General features: G+C 60.7%; 22 protein-coding genes. 9 read left to right on the top strand and 13 right to left on the bottom strand.

Annotated features, from left to right (window positions below; genetic code table 11):
* The first annotated feature begins 101 nt into the window (after positions 1 to 101).
* A complete protein-coding gene (locus PPTH39_RS08835; protein WP_095001478.1) occupies positions 102 to 431 on the top strand; it encodes a hypothetical protein in 330 nt (109 codons plus the stop codon).
* Here PPTH39_RS08835 and PPTH39_RS08830 read toward each other — a convergent pair whose 3' ends face one another.
* From PPTH39_RS08830 to PPTH39_RS08820, 3 genes are all read right to left on the bottom strand, one after another.
* Positions 432 to 815 carry a c-type cytochrome gene (locus PPTH39_RS08830; protein ID WP_095020368.1) on the bottom strand — a complete coding sequence of 128 codons (384 nt, stop codon included), beginning with the start codon at positions 813 to 815 and terminating at the stop codon, positions 432 to 434.
* Between the two features lie 91 nt (positions 816 to 906).
* The gene (locus PPTH39_RS08825; RefSeq protein WP_130871879.1) at positions 907 to 1,467 is read right to left on the bottom strand and encodes a DUF924 family protein; all 561 of its coding nucleotides are present in this window, start codon (positions 1,465 to 1,467) and stop codon (positions 907 to 909) included.
* Between the two features lie 29 nt (positions 1,468 to 1,496).
* Positions 1,497 to 2,114: a LysE family translocator gene (locus PPTH39_RS08820; protein ID WP_016779589.1), complete on the bottom strand. Its 618-nt coding sequence runs from the start codon at positions 2,112 to 2,114 to the stop codon at positions 1,497 to 1,499.
* Between the two features lie 170 nt (positions 2,115 to 2,284).
* Between PPTH39_RS08820 and PPTH39_RS08815 the strand changes: the two genes are divergently transcribed.
* Positions 2,285 to 2,737 carry an Lrp/AsnC family transcriptional regulator gene (locus tag PPTH39_RS08815; RefSeq protein WP_095018326.1) on the top strand — a complete coding sequence of 151 codons (453 nt, stop codon included), beginning with the start codon at positions 2,285 to 2,287 and terminating at the stop codon, positions 2,735 to 2,737.
* A gap of 122 nt (positions 2,738 to 2,859) precedes the next feature.
* Here PPTH39_RS08815 and PPTH39_RS08810 read toward each other — a convergent pair whose 3' ends face one another.
* On the bottom strand, positions 2,860 to 3,777 hold the full coding sequence (locus tag PPTH39_RS08810; RefSeq protein ID WP_130871878.1) for a LysR family transcriptional regulator: 918 nt from the start codon (positions 3,775 to 3,777) through the stop codon (positions 2,860 to 2,862).
* Between the two features lie 117 nt (positions 3,778 to 3,894).
* On the opposite strand from PPTH39_RS08810, the gene PPTH39_RS08805 reads away from it, so the two are divergent.
* Positions 3,895 to 4,782, top strand: a complete 888-nt coding sequence (locus tag PPTH39_RS08805) for an SDR family oxidoreductase (RefSeq protein WP_095025431.1) — start codon at positions 3,895 to 3,897, stop codon at positions 4,780 to 4,782.
* 87 nt (positions 4,783 to 4,869) lie between these two features.
* Here the strand turns inward: PPTH39_RS08805 and uxuA are convergent, their stop codons facing one another.
* The 6 genes from uxuA to PPTH39_RS08775 form a co-directional block, all read right to left on the bottom strand.
* A complete protein-coding gene (uxuA, locus tag PPTH39_RS08800; RefSeq protein ID WP_095018325.1) occupies positions 4,870 to 6,045 on the bottom strand; it encodes a mannonate dehydratase in 1,176 nt (391 codons plus the stop codon).
* 17 nt (positions 6,046 to 6,062) lie between these two features.
* A complete protein-coding gene (locus PPTH39_RS08795) occupies positions 6,063 to 7,514 on the bottom strand; it encodes a mannitol dehydrogenase family protein (RefSeq protein ID WP_095020363.1) in 1,452 nt (483 codons plus the stop codon).
* A gap of 11 nt (positions 7,515 to 7,525) precedes the next feature.
* Positions 7,526 to 8,818, bottom strand: coding sequence for an MFS transporter (locus PPTH39_RS08790; protein WP_095001485.1), 1,293 nt, complete (start codon positions 8,816 to 8,818; stop codon positions 7,526 to 7,528).
* A 137-nt stretch (positions 8,819 to 8,955) separates the two neighbouring features.
* Complete coding sequence (locus PPTH39_RS08785; protein ID WP_095026411.1) at positions 8,956 to 9,984, bottom strand: Zn-dependent oxidoreductase; 1,029 nt, start codon at positions 9,982 to 9,984, stop codon at positions 8,956 to 8,958.
* Positions 9,985 to 10,060: 76 nt separating this feature from the next.
* Positions 10,061 to 11,272, bottom strand: coding sequence for a D-mannonate dehydratase ManD (gene manD / locus PPTH39_RS08780; RefSeq protein ID WP_095001487.1), 1,212 nt, complete (start codon positions 11,270 to 11,272; stop codon positions 10,061 to 10,063).
* A gap of 4 nt (positions 11,273 to 11,276) precedes the next feature.
* Positions 11,277 to 12,278, bottom strand: a complete 1,002-nt coding sequence (locus PPTH39_RS08775) for a sugar kinase (RefSeq protein WP_095001488.1) — start codon at positions 12,276 to 12,278, stop codon at positions 11,277 to 11,279.
* 211 nt (positions 12,279 to 12,489) lie between these two features.
* Here PPTH39_RS08775 and kdgR point away from each other — a divergent pair, with 211 nt between their 5' ends.
* Positions 12,490 to 13,275: a DNA-binding transcriptional regulator KdgR gene (kdgR, locus tag PPTH39_RS08770; protein WP_095018322.1), complete on the top strand. Its 786-nt coding sequence runs from the start codon at positions 12,490 to 12,492 to the stop codon at positions 13,273 to 13,275.
* Positions 13,276 to 13,427: 152 nt separating this feature from the next.
* The gene (locus PPTH39_RS08765) at positions 13,428 to 14,270 is read left to right on the top strand and encodes a hypothetical protein (protein ID WP_095020361.1); all 843 of its coding nucleotides are present in this window, start codon (positions 13,428 to 13,430) and stop codon (positions 14,268 to 14,270) included.
* Here PPTH39_RS08765 and PPTH39_RS08760 read toward each other — a convergent pair.
* Positions 14,206 to 14,964 carry an SDR family oxidoreductase gene (locus PPTH39_RS08760; protein ID WP_130871877.1) on the bottom strand — a complete coding sequence of 253 codons (759 nt, stop codon included), beginning with the start codon at positions 14,962 to 14,964 and terminating at the stop codon, positions 14,206 to 14,208. The genes PPTH39_RS08765 and PPTH39_RS08760 overlap by 65 nt on opposite strands.
* Before the next feature lie 20 nt (positions 14,965 to 14,984).
* Positions 14,985 to 15,722: a sulfite exporter TauE/SafE family protein gene (locus tag PPTH39_RS08755; RefSeq protein ID WP_130871876.1), complete on the bottom strand. Its 738-nt coding sequence runs from the start codon at positions 15,720 to 15,722 to the stop codon at positions 14,985 to 14,987.
* 191 nt (positions 15,723 to 15,913) lie between these two features.
* On the opposite strand from PPTH39_RS08755, the gene aptA reads away from it, so the two are divergent.
* Positions 15,914 to 17,224: an omega-aminotransferase AptA gene (gene aptA / locus PPTH39_RS08750; RefSeq protein WP_130871875.1), complete on the top strand. Its 1,311-nt coding sequence runs from the start codon at positions 15,914 to 15,916 to the stop codon at positions 17,222 to 17,224.
* Between the two features lie 21 nt (positions 17,225 to 17,245).
* On the opposite strand, the gene pdxR is transcribed toward aptA, so the two are convergent.
* Positions 17,246 to 18,760, bottom strand: a complete 1,515-nt coding sequence (gene pdxR, locus PPTH39_RS08745) for a MocR-like pyridoxine biosynthesis transcription factor PdxR (protein WP_130871874.1) — start codon at positions 18,758 to 18,760, stop codon at positions 17,246 to 17,248.
* Positions 18,761 to 18,944: 184 nt separating this feature from the next.
* Here pdxR and tauA point away from each other — a divergent pair, with 184 nt between their 5' ends.
* The 3 genes from tauA to PPTH39_RS08730 are packed head-to-tail and all read left to right on the top strand — an operon-like array spanning position 18,945 to position 21,692.
* Positions 18,945 to 19,943: a taurine ABC transporter substrate-binding protein gene (tauA, locus tag PPTH39_RS08740; RefSeq protein WP_130871873.1), complete on the top strand. Its 999-nt coding sequence runs from the start codon at positions 18,945 to 18,947 to the stop codon at positions 19,941 to 19,943.
* Between the two features lie 43 nt (positions 19,944 to 19,986).
* Positions 19,987 to 20,823: a taurine ABC transporter ATP-binding protein gene (locus PPTH39_RS08735; RefSeq protein WP_095001501.1), complete on the top strand. Its 837-nt coding sequence runs from the start codon at positions 19,987 to 19,989 to the stop codon at positions 20,821 to 20,823.
* Positions 20,823 to 21,692, top strand: coding sequence for an ABC transporter permease subunit (locus tag PPTH39_RS08730; RefSeq protein WP_095018315.1), 870 nt, complete (start codon positions 20,823 to 20,825; stop codon positions 21,690 to 21,692). The genes PPTH39_RS08735 and PPTH39_RS08730 overlap by 1 nt, the downstream gene beginning before the upstream one ends.
* The last annotated feature ends 23 nt before the right edge of the window (positions 21,693 to 21,715 follow it).

Here is a 21,715-nt window from a genome sequence, read left to right as displayed (position 1 = left end):
AACCTAAATGCTGAAAGCCTCTAGTGCTGCCCCTTGGCCTTTTTTTTCGTCAGCAGAAAAGCGATGATCGCCGCCCGGCATCAACGTAGAGGATCTTTTCGATGGAATTGCCACTGGAATCAGTCGCCCTTTATGCACTCAAGCTGGCGTACGAGTCCGAAGGTTCGAGCCCGATTTTGCGCGACGACCCGGCCATGAGCGACTATCAGCGCGATGTCTTTGCCTTTGACCTGCGCAAGGGCGATATGGGCGCCATCCAGGATAAAATCGAGCGCTGTGTGGCGCTGGCGCTGGACGCCCTGGGCGGCGCGCAAACGGTCATGGGCCGCGAACTGCAAAAGCTGGCCGCCGGTTTCAGCAGTGCGCAGACCCCGGAGCAAATGCACCCGGCGCTGCTGACGCTCAAGGATTACCTCAAGGACGTGCAGTAATCACTGCCCCTGGACGGACTCGATATAGGCCAGCAGATTGTCGATTTTCTCTTGATCGCTGATGCCCCAAAAGATCATCCGCGTGCCGCTCACCACTTTTTTCGGTGCTTCTATATAGGCTGCCAGTTTTTCCCGCGTCCATACAACACCTGAGTTTTTCATGGCGTCGGAATACTGGTAGCCCTCGCTGGTGCCGGCCAGCCGTCCGATCACACCATTAAGTTGCGGACCAAAACCATTGCGGGCGTTTTCGCCGATGCTGTGGCAGCCGCCACAGGTTTTGGTGAACAGCCTGCCCCCCGCTTCGGCATCCCCTGCAGCTATCGCGCCGTGACTCAACAGCGCGGCACAAAGGCTAAGGATCAACAAGGCTGGGTACTTCATCGGTCACTCCATCAGGTAAGGGTGTTCAGGCTCAGGCGGCAATTATGCCTGCCCGCCAGCGGTTACACCTTGCTGGTGGTCAAGACAGGGCTTACCCGGCAAACCCGCCTTCATCCAGAAACGTACGTTCCTCCACGCTGGTATCGCGCCCCAGCACATGATTGCGATGGGGGAAACGCCCAAAACGCTGGATGATCACGGCGTGTTCTTCAGCCCAGACGCTGGCTTGCGGCCCAAGACTGTGGTGCAGTTGCAGGGACAGCTGTTGGTCGGCACTGTCTTCGGAATGCTCGAACGGCAAATAACAGAACACTCGCAAGTCGGCCTCGAACGCCTTGTCCATACCGCCATTGATCATCTCCCGGGCATAAAAGCGCGCCAGCGAGTCGGTGGCAAACATATGTGCGGTTCCACGAAAGGCATTGCGCGGGTACTGGTCCAGCAGCAACAGCAACGCCAGGGCGCCTTCAGGTTGCGCCAGCCAGTGCTCCAACTTGCGACTGGCCGCCAGGAAATGAGCGCTGTAGAAAGTGTCGCGAAACAAGGTATCGAAGGCTTCATCCTTGGCAAACCAGTGCCTGGGGCCAGCCTGTTTCCAGAACTCGATTACCGCCTGCGGTGTTATTTGCTGATCCTTCCCGGTCGCTGCCACAGTTTGTTCCTCAGGTTGTTGGCCAAGCCTCAACTGTAGGCCTGCTCCGCCAGCAGCACCACCGCAATCAGGATCATTATCGCCCCCGATACCCGGCTGACATTCTTTGCAGCACCTGGCCGGGTGCGCAACACGGCGTGGGCACTGAAACCCACCGCCAGATACACCAGCGCACAACTGACCGCATGCAGCCCGCCCAGGGCAATGATCTGTGTCGGTATCGACCAGTTCGACAGCGGGTCGGTGAACTGCGGCAAAAGCGCCAGAAACAACAGCAGCACCTTGGGATTGAGGCCGCTGACACACAACCCCTTCCACGCCCAGCGCGACCATGAATCAGACGCCTGCCCCTGCCCGGACTGGGGGGTTGCGGGGTCCCTGAGCATGCACACACCCAGCCAGAGCAAATACAGCGCCCCCGCAACCGTCAGCACGCTGAGGATCATCGGATTGCGCGCCACCAGCCCGCCCACGCCTGCCGCCACAATCACCGTAGCCAGCAAATGCCCCGAGAGCATACCCGCCACCGCTGGCGTCACCAGCCGCCCGCGCATGCCCGCGGAAATCGCATAGGCCCAGTCTGCGCCGGGGGTGATGATAAACAAGAACGATACCGCCCAAAACGCGGCCAGGACGCTGAGAGTCACGGGACATTTCCTTTCTACACTGGAACTTTGATGATGAGAGATGGGGCACAAGCCCCGCGCCGCTGCTTTCTGGGAAGGTCTCAGCGGGCAAAAGAAGAATAAGCAAATGCCGCCAGGATTATCTTTCGTTTACCCTAAGCAACAGTCATAAACGGGAAAGGTTCTTCCATATGGATCGCATTGACAGGAATATTCTTGCGCAGCTGCAAGCTGATGGCCGACTTTCCCTCACCGAACTCGCAGAACGGGTGGGTTTGAGTCTCTCACCCTGCCATCGGCGCGTACGGGCGCTGGAAGACTCGGGGGTGATTCTTGGCTATCGCGCCCTGCTGGCGCCCGGCGAACTGGGACTTAACTTTTCCGCCATGGTGTTTGTCACCCTGCGCGAAGTGACCCGTCAGGCGATTGCCGATTTTGAAGCGGCAGTGATCGAGACCTCGCAGATCGTCGACGCACAAAGACTGTTTGGTGACCCGGACTACCTGCTGCATGTGGTCGCCGCCGACCTGCCGGCGTTCCAGCAACTCTACGATGAGCGCCTGACCTCACTGCCCAATGTGCAACGCCTGACGTCCACGCTGGTAATGAAGCGGGTTATTCAGGACCGGATGCTGCCGTTGTGAGGCGGCATAAAAACATGTGGGGGCTGGCTTGCCTGCGATGCAGACGATGCGCTGTCACTGTAAAACCGCAGTGATCCAATCGCGAGCAAGCCCGCTCCCACAGGACGAGTGCAACCCGCCAATTAATCCGCCAACGGCATCAGCCCGACGGTCAGGGCATCAAGCAAAGCACTGACCTTGGGCAGGGCCTTGCGGCTTTTTGGCCACACCAGGTTGATCGCCAGCCCCTCGCTCGCCAGATGCGGCAGCACCTGCACCAGTGAACCATCAGCCAGATGCTGCTTGATCAGCCAGGTGGGCAGTTGGGCGATGCCGCATCCCGCCAGCACCGTCATCACTTGCCCTTCACCATCTCCTACGATGTACCTGGCGGGCATCACCCGGCGCTCTATCTCTCCGGGGCGGCTGCCTGCGAAGTTCCAAGGGCTGACCGTGCCGTCGGCCCGCCCATAGGCCACACACTGGTGATGCTCCAGATCGCGGTCGGTCACAGGCGTGCCGTGAATGCTCAGATAAGCCGGCGCAGCACAGAACACATGCCGCTCGCGCCCCAAAAAGCGATGTTCCAGCGCCGCTGGCCAGATATCCGCCCCACCGACCCGCACGACAATATCCACACCCTCTTCGACCGGGTCGATAAAGCGGTCGGAGAACGAAATATGCGGCAGCAGCAGTGCGTGTTTTTGCACAAACTGCAAAATCACCGGCAACGCCTGCAAACGCCCGAAGGCCGCCGGCAAGTCAATGCGGATCCTGCCCTGCGGCTCGGCATTGTCGGCCTGCATGGCCAACTCGGCCTCCTCCAGTTCGGCCAGAACCCCGATACAGGTCCGGTAAAAAGCCGCTCCGCCATCGGTCAATGCCAAGCGCCGCGTGGTGCGCTGGAACAAGCGCACCCCAAGCCTGCCTTCCAGCCGGGCGATGCCCTTGCTGATCGCCGAGGCCGTCAGGTTCAAACGCTCGGCAGCAGCCCTGAAGCTGCCCGAGTCGGCGACACAGACAAATACATCGATACCTTTCAGGCGCTCGGAAGCAAACATGCACGGCCCTCATTAGTGAATTCAGTTCATCTTATTAGATAAAAGGCATCCTAAATACGCCAGCAGTTCCCCAGTAAGCTTTTACACCACGAACTTACTCAAGCATCAGGCGTATTTATGACTTCGCACAAACCCACCGTTTTAATCACCGGCGCCACCGGCCAGATCGGCGGCGACACCCTGCGCAACCTGCTGGCTGACAAGACCATTACCCTGGTCGCGGCCGTGCGCTCCCACGCCAAGGCCCAGTCTTTTACTGCACAGGGCATTCGCACCGTGATCATGGATTTCGACCAGGAACACACCCTGGCCCCGGCGCTGGAGGGTATCGACCGCGCCCTGCTGGTCACCGGCTACACCGTGGACATGCTGCGCCAGAGCAAGGCATTCATCGACCAGGCGAAAAAATCCGGCGTGCAGCATTTGGTGCATCTGGGTGCCTGCGGGCGGGACGACACCACCATCGGCCACTGGGCCTGGCACCAGTTTGTAGAACGTTATATCGAGTGGTCCGGTTTCTCGTTTACCCATTTGCGTCCCGAGTGCTTTATGCAAAACCTGCTCAGCTACGATGGCACCCGCGCAGTCATCAACGGAGTGATCGAGCAGTACACCGGTGATACGCGGTTCAGCTGGGTTGACGGCGAAGATGTGGCCCGGGTGGCCGCACAAGCTTTGTTGCACCCGCAAAAGCATGCAGGTCAGACCTATCGACTGGGCTACGACGTACAGTCCTATGGCGATATCGCCGCGATCATGACCCGCCTGCTGGGCCAGCCATTTCGTTATGACGCACAGTCACCGGACGTATTTGTGCAGAACATGCGCGCGGCAGGTGCAGAAATGGCTTATATGACCTGCGTACAGGACAACTTCACGCGCATGGCCGCCGGGCAAATTCCCGGGGTTGAAGAAACCTTCGACAATTTCAGCCAGATCACCGGGCGCCAGCCGGTGCGCTGGGAAGACTTCGTGCAAAAGCACCGCAAGGTGTTTGCCTATTGATTCATCCCTGTCGCCGCTGCCACAGGCTGCGATGGGGCGCGCAGCCTGCGGCAGCGGCTACAGGTCAGCTGTGCAAGGCAAACGGTGTCACGCCAGTTGCTGGCGCATCGCCATTTCCACCCCGCGAATCTCGGCCAGGCCTTTGAGGCGACCGATCAGCGAATAACCCGGGTTGCTCTTGCGGTGCTGGTCATCGAGCAACTGGTGACCGTGGTCCGGGCGCAGCGGCAAGCGCGGGCCGCCCTCACGTTCACGGCGCAGATCCTCGGCCACCAGCGCACCGATCACCCCGACCATGTCCACATCCCCTCCCAGGTGATGGGCTTCGTGGAAACTGCGCGGATCGGCCTCGCGGCGGGTCGAGCGCAGGTGGGTGAAGTAGATGAAGGGCGCAAACTGTTTGGCCATCGCCACCAGATCATTGTCTTCACGCACGCCATAAGACCCGGTGCAAAAAGTCAGGCCATTGGCCGGGCTTGGCGCGGCATCCAGCAACCATTGCGCATCTGCGGCAGTCGACAGGATACGCGGCAGGCCCAGCAACGCCCGCGGTGGATCGTCCGGGTGGATGGCCATGCGCACACCCACTTCCTCTGCGACCGGAATCACTTCACGCAAGAAATGCCCCAGGTGCTCACGCAACTTCGCCTCGTCGATCTCGGCGTAGGTGCGCAGCAAGGCGCGGAAATCTTCCAGGCTGTAGTGCTCTTCTGCGCCAGGCAGACCGGCAATCAGCGTGTTGACCAGGCTGGTATTCTGCTCGGGGGTCAGCTTTTCAAAGTAGGCCCTGGCTTGCGCGATATCCTCGGCACTGTACTCGGCCTGCGCCTCCGGGCGCTGGAGGATAAACAGGTCAAATGCGGCAAAGGCGGTCTGGTCAAAACGCAGGGCCCAGCCACCGTCATCCATCTCCCAGGCCAGGTCGGTGCGGGTCCAGTCCAGCACCGGCATAAAGTTGTAGCAGACGATATCAATGCCGCAACTCGCCAGATTGCGCACGCTTTGCTGATAGTTGGCGATGTACTCGTCACGGCGACCACAGCCGCGCTTGATGTCTTCGTGCACCGGAATGCTTTCCACCACCGACCAGGTCAGGCCAGCGTCTTCGATCATCTGCTTGCGTGCCGCAATCGCTGCCACCGGCCATACCTGGCCATTGGGGATGTCGTGCAAGGCAGTGACAATCCCGGTGGCTCCGGTCTGGCGCACATCTGCCAGTGAAATCGGATCCTGGGGGCCAAACCAGCGCCAAGTCTGTTCCATGTCTATCTCCCTTCTTGTTAGTTATGTGCTGCAAAAGTTTTTAGCTGAGCCGCCATACCGGCCTGCTCAATGGCGCTGTAAGCGCGCTGCACCGCATCGCGAAAGGCCGGCCGCGCCGACAGCGCGAGCGGGAATACCTGCTCCAGATCGAGAAAGGCATCGACGCGCTGTGCCCCGTCAAGGCTGCCCGCCAGATCGGCAAACGTGGCGCTTAGCGGGTCATCGACCACATGGGCTTCACGGCCCGGCAAAGGCCGGGTGCAGTAGTGAATCCAGGCTGCAACCCCCAGCGCGATACAGTCAACGTCGCGCCCCGCTTCAAGCAGTGCCTGTGCACCCTGGAGCCAGCGCTGCGGCAGTTTTTGCGAACCATCCATGGCGATCTGGCGCAACCGGTGTTGCAGGCTGTCATTGGCAAACCGCGCGCACAGGTCACGGCCATAACTCGTTACGTCGATCTGCGCCGGCATATCCAGCGTCGGTGCGGCCTCTTGGGCCATATAGCGCTGGATAAACAACAGCAAATCAGGATCGCTGATGGCCTCGAATACCGTCTCATGGCCCGCCAGCAAACCGATATAGGCCAGCAGCGAATGGCTGCCGTTGAGCATGCGCAGCTTCATGGTCTCGAACGGCCGCACATCCGCGACCATCTGCACGCCGTCCAGCTCCCAGTCCGGGCGCCCCTGGGGGAAGTGATCCTCGATCACCCACTGGCTGAAGCTTTCACACACCACTGCCGCGGGGTCCTGGCAGCCAAGCTGCTGCAGGTCGCTGAACGCTTGCGCATCCATGGCCGGAACAATGCGGTCGACCATGCAACCGGGGAATGCCACGTGCTGCCCGATCCAAAGCGCCAGCTCACTGCCTTTAACCGCCAACCCCATGACCGCCTGACGGGTGCGCTGGCCGTTGTCCGGCATGTTGTCGCAGCACAGCACGGTAAAGGCCGGGATACCCGCCTGGAACCGGCGGCGCAGGGCCTCCAGCACAATCCCCGGTGCCGTACGTGGTGCTTGCGGGTGGGCAAGGTCGTGGATAACGCCCGGGTCTTGCAGGCGTAACTGGCCAGTGGCCGGACTCAGGCAATAACCTTTTTCGGTAACCGTCAGGGTCACAATCCGTGTCTGCGGATCGGCCATGCGCTGCAACAGCTGCTCCAGTTCCGCGCCGCCATCACCGGCGTACAGGGCCTCACGCAATACCGTGATCTCGCGCAACGTCACCTGCTCGCGGTCACGATACTCGGCCACCGAGTAACGGCATTGCTGCTCGCGCAACTGCTCTACCAGGGTCCGGTTGGAACGCAGGTTGGCGCTGCACAACCCCCACGGACCCTCACCGTGACGGTTGTGATGGCGTTGCAGATAGACCGCCTGGTGAGCACGATGAAACGCCCCCAGGCCCAGATGCACGATCCCGATTTCAGCTGCTGCGGCCACTGCGGGTACTGGTTGAATCACAGGCATCGACAGGCTCCTCAAGGATGGCTCAGGGCGGCAGCCGGCAAGACGCTGCCTGCTGGTGGTACGGCTTCATCGATCACCGGCAGTGGTTTGACATAGCGCGCTACACATACTGCACCGATGATGGTCAGCACACCGGCCAACAGGAAGGCGCTGGTGAACGAACCAGTGAACTGCACCAGGAAGCCGGTCAGGGTCGGACCGATAATGCCCGAGGTGTTGGCCAGAAAATGCATGAAGCCACTGACTCCGCCGACGCGGGCAGCAGGTACCGTGTCCTGGATGATTGCCCAGTAAATGGCACCGGTGAGGTACAGAAAGAACACCGCCAGGGCCACCAGAATCACGGCCGGGTACAGGGTGGTGACGAGCCCGGCAAGGCCGATGCACACGGCACAGGCCAGCAGACAGGTCACCAGTACCACTTTGCGTGAAAACATCATCCGCCCGGTTTTCTTGAACACGAAGTCGGAAATGAAACCGCCCAGTGCCAAACCGAGGAAGCCCAGCAACCATGGAATGACCGTGGCGATACTCATCTCTTTAACGTTGAGGCCGTGGGCCATCGTCAGGTAGCTGGGGAACCAGGTCAGAAAGAAGAACAGTGTGTAGTTGTACGAAAAGAACGCCAGCGAGGTGAACAGCACGGTCGGCTGCTTGAGGTAGTAACGCAGCGGGTGCACCGGCTGCGCCGCCATCTCGCTCTGGCCTTCGCCTTGCGCAATCTCTTCGGCAACCTTGCCGGTGGGCTTGTCCTTGACGAATTTGTACCAGACCGCCGCCCACACCAGGCCAATCAGCATGATGATGATGAACGACACCTTCCAGCCGTAGCTGATGGCGATAAAGCCCACTACCGGTCCGGAAATCGCCCCCCCCAACGGGGTGCCGGACATGGAGGAACCCAGCGCCCGCGCCCGTTGCTTGGGGGTGTACCAGTTGTTGACCATCTTGCTGGTGGTCACGCTCAACGGGCCTTCACCCATGCCGAACAGGATGCGGATAAACACCAGCGACATAAAGCCGACGGTCAATACCGTCAGACCGCTGAACAACGACCACAGCACCATGGCCAGCAGCAGTGTGGTTTTCGCCCCGTAGCGGTCAGCAGCCCAGCCGCCGATAAAGTTGAATGCCGCATAGCCGACGAAAAAACTGCTGAAAATCATGCCCATCTCACCCGTGGTCAGACCGTAGTCTTTCTGGATGAAGGGGGCGGCCACAGACAATGCCGAGCGATCCAGGTAGTTAATAACGCCTGCCAGGAACAGCATGATGATGACTAAGGTACGACCTTGACCAAACATTGGAACCTCCCGCTTGTTTTTGTATTCGGTGAGGGTGCCCGCTGGGGGCACGTGTATCGGTTGAATCCTTGACGCCGAAAGCCGTAACGCCTGACCTGTAGCCGCCGGAAGCGCAGCGCGGCTGCGCTTCTGAACGGCTACAGGGCGCTGTTGAGTTGCACCAGCACCTTGCGGGTCTGCTCGGGGTGGTTTTCGATCAGGGCAATCGCTTCGGGCATTTCATCGAACTGGATGCGGTGGCTGATCATTTCCTGAACCTGCAACTTGCCGCTGGCAATCAGTTCAATCACCCGCGCGAACTTGCGGTTGTTGAGCCGCGATCCCACCAGGGTCAGTTCTTTCTTGATCATTTCCAGCTGCACCAGATCGGTGGGCGTGGTGCTGAAACCCAGCAGGCCGATACGGCCGGCCGGTGAGGCAATACGCACCATTTGCGGCATCAGCGCCGGGATGCAGGCAGCATCGACAATCAGTGGCACGCCTTCGCCATGGGTCAACTCGCGCATCGTCGCCTCTACATCCACTTCCTTGCCGTTGAGGGTGCGGCTGGCGCCCAGGGCGCGGGCGGTTTGCAGGCGCTCGTCAATCACGTCAGTCACGGTAATGTCGGTCAGCCCCAATGCCCGGGCCATTTGCACCAGGGTCAGGCCGATCACCCCGGCGCCGTAGATCAGCAGGCTGTCGCCGGGGTGCGGCTGCATGCGATCCAGCACGTTAAGGGCAATGGAGTACGGTTCCACCAGCGCGGCATGGCTCAGCGACATAGTGTCCGGGAGGCGATAAACATTGCTCGCAGGCACGCAGACTTGCTCACTGAAACCACCGTCACGGTGCACACCGATCACTTGCAGTTGGGTGCACACATTGGGCCGATTGATGCGGCACGGGTAGCAGGTACCGCAGCTGATCACCGGGTCGATGCACACACGGTCGCCGACCTTGATCTGCGTAACGTCTGCACCCACTTCGCTGACCACTCCGGAAAACTCATGGCCGGTAATCCGAGGGAAGCGCACAAAGGCGTTTTGCCCGTGAATGATGTGCAGGTCCGAACCGCAGATTCCGGCATAGGCGACGTCGACCCTGACTTCACTGCGAGACAGTTGCGGGACATCGACCTGGGCCAGGCCGAATTCAAAGGGAGCTCTTACTTGAAACGCTTTCATCGGGTAACTCCTGCCAGGACATGACGCCCCGTTTTTTATAGTTATTAAACAGTCGAGCAATCAGCTTTAAGCGGTATTACCAGTGCCAGAGCGTGCCATCTTCCAGGCGGTTGACCGGCAGGCTGGCGCGCTTGTAGGGGTATCTGGCAGCCAGTTCTTCGTTGATGTCGACGCCATGGCCCGGGGTTTCACCCGGGGTGAAATGGCCGTCCTCAAAGCGATAGGCATGGGGGAAGACGTCATCAGTCAGCGGGTCGTGGGGCATGTGCTCCTGAATGCCGAAGTTGGGCACCCAGGTATCGAAATGCAGCGCCGCGCCCATGGTCACCGGCGACAGGTCGGTGGCGCCATGAAAGCCGGTGCGCACCTGGTACAACGCGGCAAAGTCGGCGATCCGCCGCACATGGGTAATACCGCCCGCGTGAACCAGGGTGGCGCGGATATAGTCGATCAGTTGTTCCTGAATCAGCTCGCGGCAGTCGTGAATCGAGTTGAATACTTCACCCACCGCCAGCGGGGTTGTGGTGTGCTGGCGGATAAGTCGAAATGCTTCCTGGTTTTCTGCCGGGGTGCAGTCTTCCAGCCAGAACAGGTTGAAAGGCTCCACAGCCTTGCCCAGGCGCCCCGCTTCGATCGGTGTCAGGCGGTGGTGAACGTCATGCAGGATGTGCAGGTCATCGCCAAAGCGCTCGCGCACGGCGGCAAACAGCTTGGGTACATGATTGAGGTACTTGGCGGTGTCCCAGACATGCTCTGCTGGCAGGTCGCTGTCGGCCGGTTCATAGCGTTCGCCACTGCGCTTGGCCACGCCATAGGTGGTGGCAATGCCCGGAATGCCGCATTGCACACGCACCGCCTTGTAGCCCAGTTCCACATGACGGGCCACTTCGGCCAGGCAGCCTTCGATGTCCTTGCCCGTGGCATGCCCGTAGACCATTACCCGCTCGCGGCTTTTGCCGCCGAGCAGCTGGTACAGGGGCATGTTGGCTGCCTTGGCCTTGATGTCCCACAGTGCCACGTCAACGGCGGCAATGGCGGTCATGGTCACAGGGCCACGGCGCCAGTAGGCACCGCGGTAAAGGTACTGCCAGATGTCTTCGATACGTCGCGCATCACGTCCGATCAACGCGGGCAGCACGTGTTCTTCGAGGTAGGCGACAACCGCCATTTCGCGGCCGTTCAAAGTCGCATCGCCAATGCCGTAGACCCCCTCGTCAGTGACGATTTTCAGGGTGATCAGGTTGCGACCCGGACAGGTGACAATCACGCGTGCTTCAACAATTTTCATCGGTTCAGGCCTCGGCGACAGAAGAAAATACAGGCATGTTCAGGCTTGGCATGGCCGCTGCGGGAATCAGCGCGCCGGGATGCTGCACCACTTCTGCGGCCAGCGTGTGCCCCCAGCGCGCAGCCTGTTGCGGCTCACCGCCTTGCAAGCGGCAGGCAAGGTACGCAGCACTGAAAGAGTCGCCTGCCGCCGTGGTATCGACGATCTGCCGCACCTGTTCGGCGGGCACCTCGAAACGCCCGGTCGGGCACTGAATAAGGCACGAAGCCGGGCCACGCTTGAGAGCCACTTCGCCCACACCAAACCGGGCATAGGCGCCAAACAGGGCTTCGGGATCGGCATAGCCGAACAACGCAGCATCGTCTTCCCAGGTGATCAGCGCCAGATCGGTCAGGCGCAGCATGTCGCTGTACGCCTTGCGTGCAGAAGACGCATCTGGCCACAGGTGTGGGCGGTAGTTGTTGTCAAAGACAATGCGCGTGCCGCTCTGGCGCGCTTGGCCCAGGGCCTGCATCAGGCGCTCGCGGCCGCCGGCGGTGAGGATCGCCAGGCTGATACCGCTCAGGTACACATAGTCGTAGTCGGCCAGGGCGCGCAGTACGTCGTCGGCTTCTGGTCCGTCGAAAACCCGTCGGGCGGCGGCTTCTCCGCGCCAGTAGGCAAAGCGGCGTTCACCCTGGTCATCGGTCTGGATGAAATACAAACCGGGCAGCGCGTCCTTGATCACTCGCACATGCTGATCGCCGACACCCTCATCACGCCAGAGCTGGCGCATGGCAACGCTGAAAGCGTCTGCGCCGATGGCGGTTACATAGTCGGCAACAATACCGTTGCCAGCACCCAGACGTGACAGATAGACCGCTGCATTGAGCGTATCGCCGCCAAAGGTCTGGCTGAAAAGCGCTCCTGGCAGACCGCGCATCTCAATCATGCACTCGCCCACCAGAGCGACTCGTCGGGGGTGGGGCAAATCGGCCTGTGGGCAATGCCCGAGGGTTACCGTCATCACTTCGCGCCTTGTTTTTATGGGTCGCTTGGCGTCGATACAGGCACGGATCGTGTCCTTGCATCGAGCTGATTATTATTTTCGGAACGGCGTTTCATTTCATTGCTTGAGGGCGAGTTTAATCAAAATCCCCGCACCGTCAAGAAAAATGAAACAGCGTTTCGTTTCCCTACGGTATATCCTTGTTTTTTTCATTTGCGTTGGAGCCTTCATGGACAACAGCACCACCCAGAACAATGAACTGGTCTCTGCAGTCGGCCGCACCATGGCCGTGCTTGAAGCGCTGGCCGAGCACCCGGAAGAGAGTGGCGTGTCCGAAATCGCGCAAAAACTGGATATGTCAAAAAGTACGGTCTATCGCTTTTTGCAGTCGCTCAAGGCCCGTGGTTATGTGGTTCAGGATGCTGAAGACCGCTACCGCCTGAGCGTGCGGTTGTTCGAACTGGGTGCCCAGGCCCTGCCCCATCTGGATATCGTGCGCGAAGCCGAGCCGGGGATGCGCCGGATCAACGAACTGACCGGGGAAACCGTGCACCTGGGCATCCTCGACGAAGGCAGCATCGTCTACGTGCACAAGATCGACTCCAAATACAACCTGCGCATGTATTCGCGTATCGGCCGTCGGGCGCCGCTGTACTGCACCGGCATCGGAAAGGTGCTGATGGCCTGGCTGAAAGAGGATGAGTTGCTGGCACATTTGCGCGAAGAGAGCTTCGAGCGGCGTACCGCCAACACCCTCACCAGCATCGACGAATACCTGCAGGAACTGGCTGTGGTACGCCAGCAGGGTTATGGCGAAGACCATGAAGAATTTGAAGACAACATGCGTTGTTTATCAGCCCCCATCCGCGACCGTTTCGGCCATGTGATTGGCGGCATGAGCGTATCCTTCCCGTGCTTTCGCTTTCGTGAGGAACTGAAACAGGACTACGTCAAACAACTGATGGAAGCCTCGCAGCAGGTTTCAAGTCAGTTGGGCTGGCATCCGCAAGGGTAAAGTAGGGGGCTGTTGCGCTGTGTGGTAAAGCGCAGCCCCTGCGCTAACGCGAATACAACCCAACTGCAATAAACACCTTGAATGCGATAAACTGCCCGCTGTTTAAAAAACGGCAAGGACTCCACCGGCTAGCCTCTCGCACAAGGATCGTCATGTTCAAACCCTCTTTCCCCCTCGCCCTGACAGCGGTGCTGCTTGCAGGTTGCCAGTCAGCGACCATTGACCCCGATAGCCCGCCCAAGCTCACCCAAGCCCAGGAAAAGGAGCAGGCGGTACAACGCGGTGTGTATGAAAAACTGATCAGCAGTGTGCTCGCCCGTGAGGGCGACCTGGCTAATGCCCAAGGGCGCGATGGCAGTTTCAATCTGATGCTGACCCTCGATGACAAGAACCGCATCATTGGCTGCGGCACTCAACCCAACAAGAAAGTGGATGCCAGGGTTTACCCCTACAATCGCAAGCTGGCCCTGGACCTGCGGTCGATCTGCTGGACAGCGGTGTTCCCCGAGCTGCCCTCGTCACTGATCGACCCCAAGAGCAAGACGGCAAGTGTCGTGGCGCCGGTTCTGGTGTATCCATTGGTTGGGCTTTCCCCCGAGACCCGGGCACGGCGCGATGCGGCCTTGCAGGACAAGGCGCAAAACGACTTTTTGTTCAAGCAACTGCTCGCGCCGATGCCCATCGACAGCATTGGTGTCGCCACGCTGATGATGATGACTGACAGCACCGGCCAGGTGCGCGAATGTGCCGCCAGCCTTGATCCGCACGCCATGCGCCCTTCTGAGTTCAGGCATGACGATGGGTTACTTGCAGGACTGGTTCAGCGCTGCAAGCAACTGGACTTGAGCGCCATGCCGGGCTTTGTGCCCAACACCCAGGGCATGAGCAGCGCGTTTTATCGCGTCGAGTACACGCCCTGGAAAGCCGGGCTCAAGCCCGCTCAATCGCAAAGTTGTTCCACGACTGGCTCACAGGCATCAACTCAAGGCTGTTGATATTGATGTGCGCCGGCTGGTTGAGAATCCAGAAAATCGTTTCGGCTATGTCCGCTGGCTGAATCGCCTGGGCGCCGGCGTAGACCGAATCATATTTGGCCTTGTCCCCGGCAAAGCGCACCAGCGAAAACTCGCTCTCGCACAGGCCAGGTTCAAGGTTGGTGACGCGCACGCCGGTACCCTGCAGGTCACAGCGCAGGTTCAATGAGAACTGCCGCACAAAGGCTTTGCTCGCGCCATACACATGACTGCCAGGGTACGGCCAGTTACCGGCAATAGACCCCAGATTGACGATGCCTGCCCCGGTACCGTGAGCGATCAACCGTGGCAGCAGCAAGCGCGTGCTATACAGCAGGCCCTTGATATTGGTGTCGACCATGGTCTCCCAGTCATCCAGCGAGCACTCGGGGGCTGGCGCGGTGCCCAAGGCCAGCCCGGCATTATTGATCAGCCCGCGTAACCTGCTGAATTCCGCAGGCAGATGTTCAATGGCCTGCTCCATCGCGACACGGTCACGCACGTCCACCACCAGCGGCAAGATTCTGGCTTGCGCACACAGCTCGTCAGCCAGTGCATGCAGGCGCTCGGCCCGGCGACCGGTAAGCACCAGCGACCAGCCTGCGGCAGCAAAACGACGGGCACAGGCTTCGCCAAAACCGGACGTGGCACCCGTGATAAAAACAGTCGGCATCATAGACAGCTCCTTGGGATCGATCAGGACCACGACCGGCCCAGCAGACCAACGCCTGCCAGCACCAGCAATAGCCATTGGGTAAAACGGGCGGCCTGTTCGGCCTGGATACGCGCGAACAATTGTTGCCCCAGCCACAGCCCCAACAGCAGCGCAGGCAGCATCAGCAATGCCTGCCGGCCTGTGCCGGGGGGGATGGCCGAAGCCACCGCCAGCCCGGCCAGCGCCGCAAGATCGACGGCAAAAAAGAACATGATCAGCGTCGCTCGCAACGCCCGGGCCCGCAGCCCGCAATGGCTGAGCCACGCCACTACCAGCGGCCCGCCAATACTGAATGCGGCGATCAACGCCCCGCTGCTGCCCCCCACCAGCCAGGCACCGACGCGACCCTCGCCCATCGGCAGGCGAACACGCGCCAGACCCAGAATCGCCAGTAGCCCCACCAACAGGTAGACCCCCACTGTCAGCCCACCGCTGTCGATACCCGTCAGCAACCAGATACCGCACGGCACTCCACACGCGGCCGCCAGCAGCAGGCGTTTGAGCAGCGGGTAATGCGCCTCGCGCCAGGCACTGCGCAACAGCATCACGCTGGACGCCACCTCCAGAAACAACACCAGCGGCACCGCCTGTTGCAGCGACCCGAGCATCGCCAGCCCGACCACGGCAATGGCCGCAAAACCAAACCCCGTGAGCCCGCGCACCACAGCCGCCACCAGTACGCACAGCGCACTCAGGGCCCAACTTGCTTCAGGGTTCATACGCTGCTCCAGGGTGCTCAATGGCGCCACTGTAGTCAGCCGCGCGCCCCGGAGCTTAGATCCAGTAGGGGCTTTCGATGGGGCCAGAACTGGCCCTATCGAAAACCCCATCTGGATCTAAGGATTGCCCCCGGCCGTGACTAGTCTGCGAGCAACTGGCCGCACCGGACCGACCCTCAGGAGTGACATGCATGGCGACGAATCTGAACCACCAATGGATGCCTTTTACCGACAACCGTGAGTTTCACCGCGCACCGCAGTTGTTCGTCCGCGCCGAGGGCGTTCGTTACTGGAATGCCGAGGGCCGCGAACTGCTCGATGGCAGCTCCGGGTTGTTTTGCAGCGCTGCCGGCCATGGCCGTACCGAGATCGCCGAGGCGGTGTGCAAGCAATTGCTGACCCTGGATTTCACCCCGCACTTTCAACGGGCTTCGCCGTTGTCTTTCGAGCTGGCGGAACGCTTGAGCGACTTGTTGCCTGCTGGCCTGAACAAACTGTTTTTCACCAACTCCGGCTCCGAGTCGGTGGACAGCGCGATGAAAATTGCCCTGGCCTATCACCGTGCCCGCGGCGAAGCCCAGCGCACCCGGTTTGTGTCCCGCGAGTGGGCTTATCACGGCGTCAACTTTGGCGGCGTGGCCCTGTCGGGGATGATGCGCAACCGCCAGGCCTTCGCCACCGGCGGCCTGCCCCACGTCAGCCATATGCGTCACACCTGGCAAGAGGACCAGCGCTTTCAGTTGGGCGAACCGCAGCAGGGCGCCGACTTGGCCAGCGACCTGGAGCGGATCATCGCCATGCATGGCGGCGACAGCATTGCTGCCTGCTTTGTGGAGCCGATTGCCGGTTCCATCGGCGTGTATGTGCCGCCTGTGGGCTACCTCAAGCGCCTGCGCGACATCTGTGACAAACATGGGATTTTGCTGGTGTTCGATGAAGTCATCACAGGTTTTGGCCGCACCGGCCAGGCGTTTGCAGCACAGAGCTTTGAGGTGAAGCCGGACCTCATCACCCTGGCCAAGGCCCTGACCAATGGCGCAATCCCGATGGGTGCCGTGGCGGTGGACGAGGCGGTTTACGACACAGTGATCAATGCCAGCAAAGGTGGCGGCCCGGAACTGTTCCACGGTTATACCTACTCCGGGCACCCGGTGGCCTGTGCGGCAGCGCTGGCTTCGCTGGATATTTACCGGGATGAGGATTTGTTTGCCAAGGGCGCGCAACTGGCGCCGTATTTTCTGGAGTGCCTGAGCGGGTTGCAAGGCCTGCCACAAGTCAGCGACTTGCGCGGTTATGGGTTGCTCAGCGGAATACAGCTGACGCCGGGGGATGCGCCGGGAGCCAAAGGTGCGCGGGTGCAGAGGGCGCTGTATGACGCCGGGCTGCATGTTAAAACGACCGGGGATGCGATCATCTTTGCCCCGGCGCTGGTGACTGGGCGGGCGGATTTGGATGCGATGTTTGAAGTGTTGAGAGAGACGTTGGGGCGGGAGATTTTGTAAGGCTAAAGCAAGTCCCTCACCCTAGCCCTCTCCCTCTGGGAGAGGGCTGGGGTGAGGGGCTTTCAGCTCGCGCCACGCTTCACCCAGCGCCGCAATCCCCGGCTCGATCAGATCTTCGGCAATCGCCCCGAAGCCCAGCCGAAAGCAGTTGAGCGGGCGCGGCTCGCTCAAATAATGAATATCCCCCGGCTCAATCAACACACCACGCCTGGCCACCAGCCGCTGCAACACCCAGGCATCCACATCCGGCGGGCAACTGACCCACAGCGACGAGCCCCCCGCCATGCCGCTGGCATTGAGTTGCGGCAAATGCTCGGCCATGGCCCGGCTGATCACCCGCCACTTGCGCGCCAGCCGATCGCGCAACCGCCGGGCATGGGCATCGTAATGGCCCATCGATAAAAACAGCGCCAACGTACGCTGGTTGTTCGACGGCGGATGCCGGTAGATGTAACGGCGCAGCGCCCGCAGTTCATGGATCAGCTCGGCATCCGCGGCAATAAATCCCAACCGTACCCCCGGCAGCAGGCTTTTGGTCAAGCTGCCCAGATAGATCACCCGTCCGCTGTCATCAAAACTCTTCAAAGCCGGATGGTTGCTGCCCAAAAAATTCTGTTCGTTTTCGTAATCGTCCTCAATGATCAACAAGTCATTTTCACGGGCACTGGCCATCAGCTCCAGGCGTCGGTACAGCGGCATGGTCACGCCAGTGGGCGACTGATGGCTGGGCGTGCAAAACACCATCTCGCAGTCGGCCAGTTGCTCATTGACCACCAGCCCCTGGCGATCAATGCGCAGCGGTTTCAACGCGCAGCCACTCAGGCTGAAAATATTGCGCGCGTCCACATAGCCCGGATCCTCCAGCCCCATCACCAGCCCCGGGCGGCCCAGCAGCCGGGCGAGCATATACAGCGAATTCTGCGTGCCGATGGTGATCATCACTTCCTGCGTCGACACGCTGATCCCGCGTTTGGGCAACACACGCTGGACGATCTGTTCGACCAACAACGGATCGTCGAGCATCACTTGATCATCGACCCAACTGCGCATATGTGCGCCAGTGCTGGCGATGCGCGAACAGTCGCGCCAGCGGGCAGCGGTTTGCTCATCCGCCTCGACCTGACCATAGATGAACGGGTAGCGATACTCACGCCAGTTGCGCGGCTTGACGATGGCCCGCAACTGCGACGAACTGCTTTGCAGACGCGCCTCCCAGTCCGGTGCATGGTCGGGGCGCTCGAAGATTTTTTGCGTGGCGGGTTTGAGGCTGACATTGAGCTGCTGGCGCAGGTACTTCTCGTTGATAAAGAAACCGCGCCGGTCCGATGGGATCAGATAACCATCCTGCACCAACTGCTCATACACCAGCACCACAGTATTACGCGACACGTTGAGCAGCTCACACAGCTTGCGCGATGACGGCATCGGCTCACCGGGCGGCATGGCACCGTCCAGAATCGCGCTGAGCAAGCTCTCGCGCAGTTGTTCCTGTAAGCCCCGGCCAGCTTCGAAGGGTCGAAAATAACGCTCCAACATGGTTCAAGCTCCTGGCCCGGCGCCCCGTCATGGCGCACCAGATGCGCTACAGCCCTTGCCACACAAGGCCTGCAACGACCTCTGGCACCACAGCTTGCAGCAACTGGATCTAAAGCAAGCGCCGAGCCAGCGCCTAAGATCGGGCTGACAAAAAAACAGACATCCCCCAGCCCGGAGTCTCACCATGCTCAAGCCCCTGAACAAATGGATCCGTCGCACCGTCTTGTTGCCCCTTACCGCTCTGAGCCTGGTAGCCACTGCCCAGGCTCAGACCGTGACCATCGGCGTGCAAAGCATGTTTGCGCCCTGGAAAGACGCCATCGCGCAAAAGCAGTTCGAGCAAGCCACCGGCTGGGATATCCAGTGGCGCAACTTCGACAGCGGCGGCGACGTGATGATGGCCATGGCCTCGGGCGATGTGCAGATCGGGGTCGCCGGCAGCAGCCCGATTGCCGCCGCCGTGAGCCGCGGTGTGGATGCGCAATTGTTCTGGATTCTGGACAACATTGCCGATGCCGAGGCGCTGGTGGTACGCAATGGCAGCGGTATCGTCGCGCCACAGGGCCTGGCCGGCAAAACCCTCGCCGTACCCTTTGTCTCCACCACCCACTTTCACGCGTTGTTTGCCCTTGAGCAGTTCGGCCTGACCGGCAAGGTCAAGGTTATCAACCTGCAACCTTCGGATATCCCCGCAGCCTGGGAGCGCGGTGATATCGACGCGGCGTTTATCTGGGATCCGGCCCTGGGCCGTCTCAAGCAAAGCGGCCATGTGCTGTTGACTTCGGGCCAACTGACCGACTGGGGCAAGGCCACCTTCGACGGCCTGGTGGTAGATAAACAATTCGCTGCCGCCAACGGCCCCGGCATGCAGGCGTTCACCCAGGTGCTGCAAGACAGCACCGCGGGTTACGTCAAGGCGCCAAAATCCTGGACCGCCGACTCGCCGCAGGTCATCAACGTGGCCAAGCAGTCCGGGGCCAAACCTGAAGAAGTACCACCGGTGCTGGCGCTGTACCAGTTCCCGCTGGCCAGCGAACAGGCCGGCCCGACGTGGCTGGGCGGTGGCGCTGCCAAGGCACTGGCCGCCACCGCCGAGTTCTTGAAAGCTCAAAAGAAAATCCCGGCCTTGCTGCCTGACTACAGCGCGGCGATCAACCCGACGTTTGTGCAAAACGCCCAATAACCCGCTCCCACAGGGCATCAAGTTAATTGACGAGGAACACGCCATGCCCCTCAGCCTAAAAATTCATGATGTGTCGGTGCTCTACCCCGGGCAGCAAAAGGGTCAGCCGGTAAGGGCTCTGTCCGGGGTCAATCTGGACATTGCCGCCGGTGATTTTGTCGTCGCCCTGGGTGCTTCAGGGTGCGGCAAGACCACACTGCTCAACCTGATGGCCGGGTTTATCCAGCCCAGCAGCGGGGTAATTACCCTGGGCGACTATCACGGCCAGGTGCCCGAGCGCATCGACGGCGCCGAGCTGCGTGACCAGGTCACCGGCCCCGGCGCAGAACGCGGTGTGGTGTTCCAGAAACATGCGCTGCTGCCGTGGCTGAATGTGATCGACAACGTGGCCTTCGGTCTCAAGTTGCGCGGTATCCCCAAGGTCGAACGCGAAGAACGTGCCCTGCATTTTTTGCAGTTGACCGGGTTGGCGGAGTTTCGCGATCACGCCACTTATCAGCTGTCGGGCGGCATGCAGCAACGTGTCGGGATTGCCCGCGCACTGACCAATGACCCGAAGATGCTGCTGCTCGACGAGCCCCTCGGCGCACTGGACGCCCTGACCCGCGAACGCTTGCAGGAACTGATCCTGGAGATCTGGCAGCGCACGCAAAAGATGATGTTTTTTATCACCCATGACGTCGAAGAAGCGCTGTTTATGGCCACCCGACTGATCATCATGTCGCCACGCCCGGGGCGTATCACCCACGAGTTTTCGGTGGATTTCGGCCAGCGCTTTCTCAAGTGCCGCGACGCTCGCGCCGTAAAATCCAGCCCCGATTTCATCGCCCTGCGCGAGCAGATCCTGAGCATCATCCACGGTGACGAGGAGGCAGCGTAATGAGCCTTTTGGACGAAAAACAACGCAATGCCGTGCTGCGCACCCTCCATGAACTGCGCCGCGCCGCGCCGGCAAAGCCGGGCGAGCAATATGGCGCACCGGGCAACGGCTCCAGTATGGGGCTGAGCCTGGGCACGATTTGTGTCGTGTTCGCCTTGTGGTTTTTCGCCACCAATGGCGGTTGGATCAAGCCGCTGTTTTTGCCCTCGCCCCAGGCGGTATGGACGCAGATCGTGGATGTCAGCCGCGACGGATTTGCCGATGCCAGCTTGTGGACACATATCGGCTGGAGTGCCCTGCGGGTGTTTGGCGCGTTTGCGCTGGCGGTGCTGACGGCAATCCCGGTGGGTATTTTGATGGGCGTCAATCGGGTGGCCCGAGGCGTGTTCGACCCGCTGGTGGAGTTTTACCGCCCGCTGCCGCCGCTGGCCTATCTGCCGTTGGTGGTGATCTGGATGGGTATCGGTGAAGGCTCAAAAATCCTCCTGATCTACCTGGCGATGTTTGCCCCGCTGGCACTCAGTGCCCGGGCCGGGGTCAAGTCGGTGGCCATTGAGCAGATCCACGCGGCCTATTCGATGGGCGCCAGCCGCGGGCAAGTGCTCAGGCAGGTGATCATGCCGGCAGCCCTGCCGGAAATTCTGACCGGCATGCGCATCGCCATCGGCTTTGGCTGGACCACCCTGGTGGCCGCCGAAATGGTCGCGGCCACGGCCGGGCTGGGCTTTATGGTGCTGACAGCGTCCAAGTTCATGGCTACTGATGTGGTGATCATGGGCATTCTGGTGATCGGAGCGCTGGCCCTGCTGTTCGATCTGGGCATGCGCTGGCTGGAGCGCAAACTGGTGCCTTGGAAGGGCCGGGGATAAATGAAAACCCGTAGCCGGCTCGC

Source organism: Pseudomonas bubulae, assembly GCF_900618535.1.
In the GTDB taxonomy this organism is placed as follows: Bacteria; Pseudomonadota; Gammaproteobacteria; order Pseudomonadales; family Pseudomonadaceae; genus Aquipseudomonas; species Aquipseudomonas bubulae.
The sequence above is the reverse complement of the archived record's forward strand: the minus strand, read 5'-3'. Positions and strand labels throughout refer to the sequence as shown.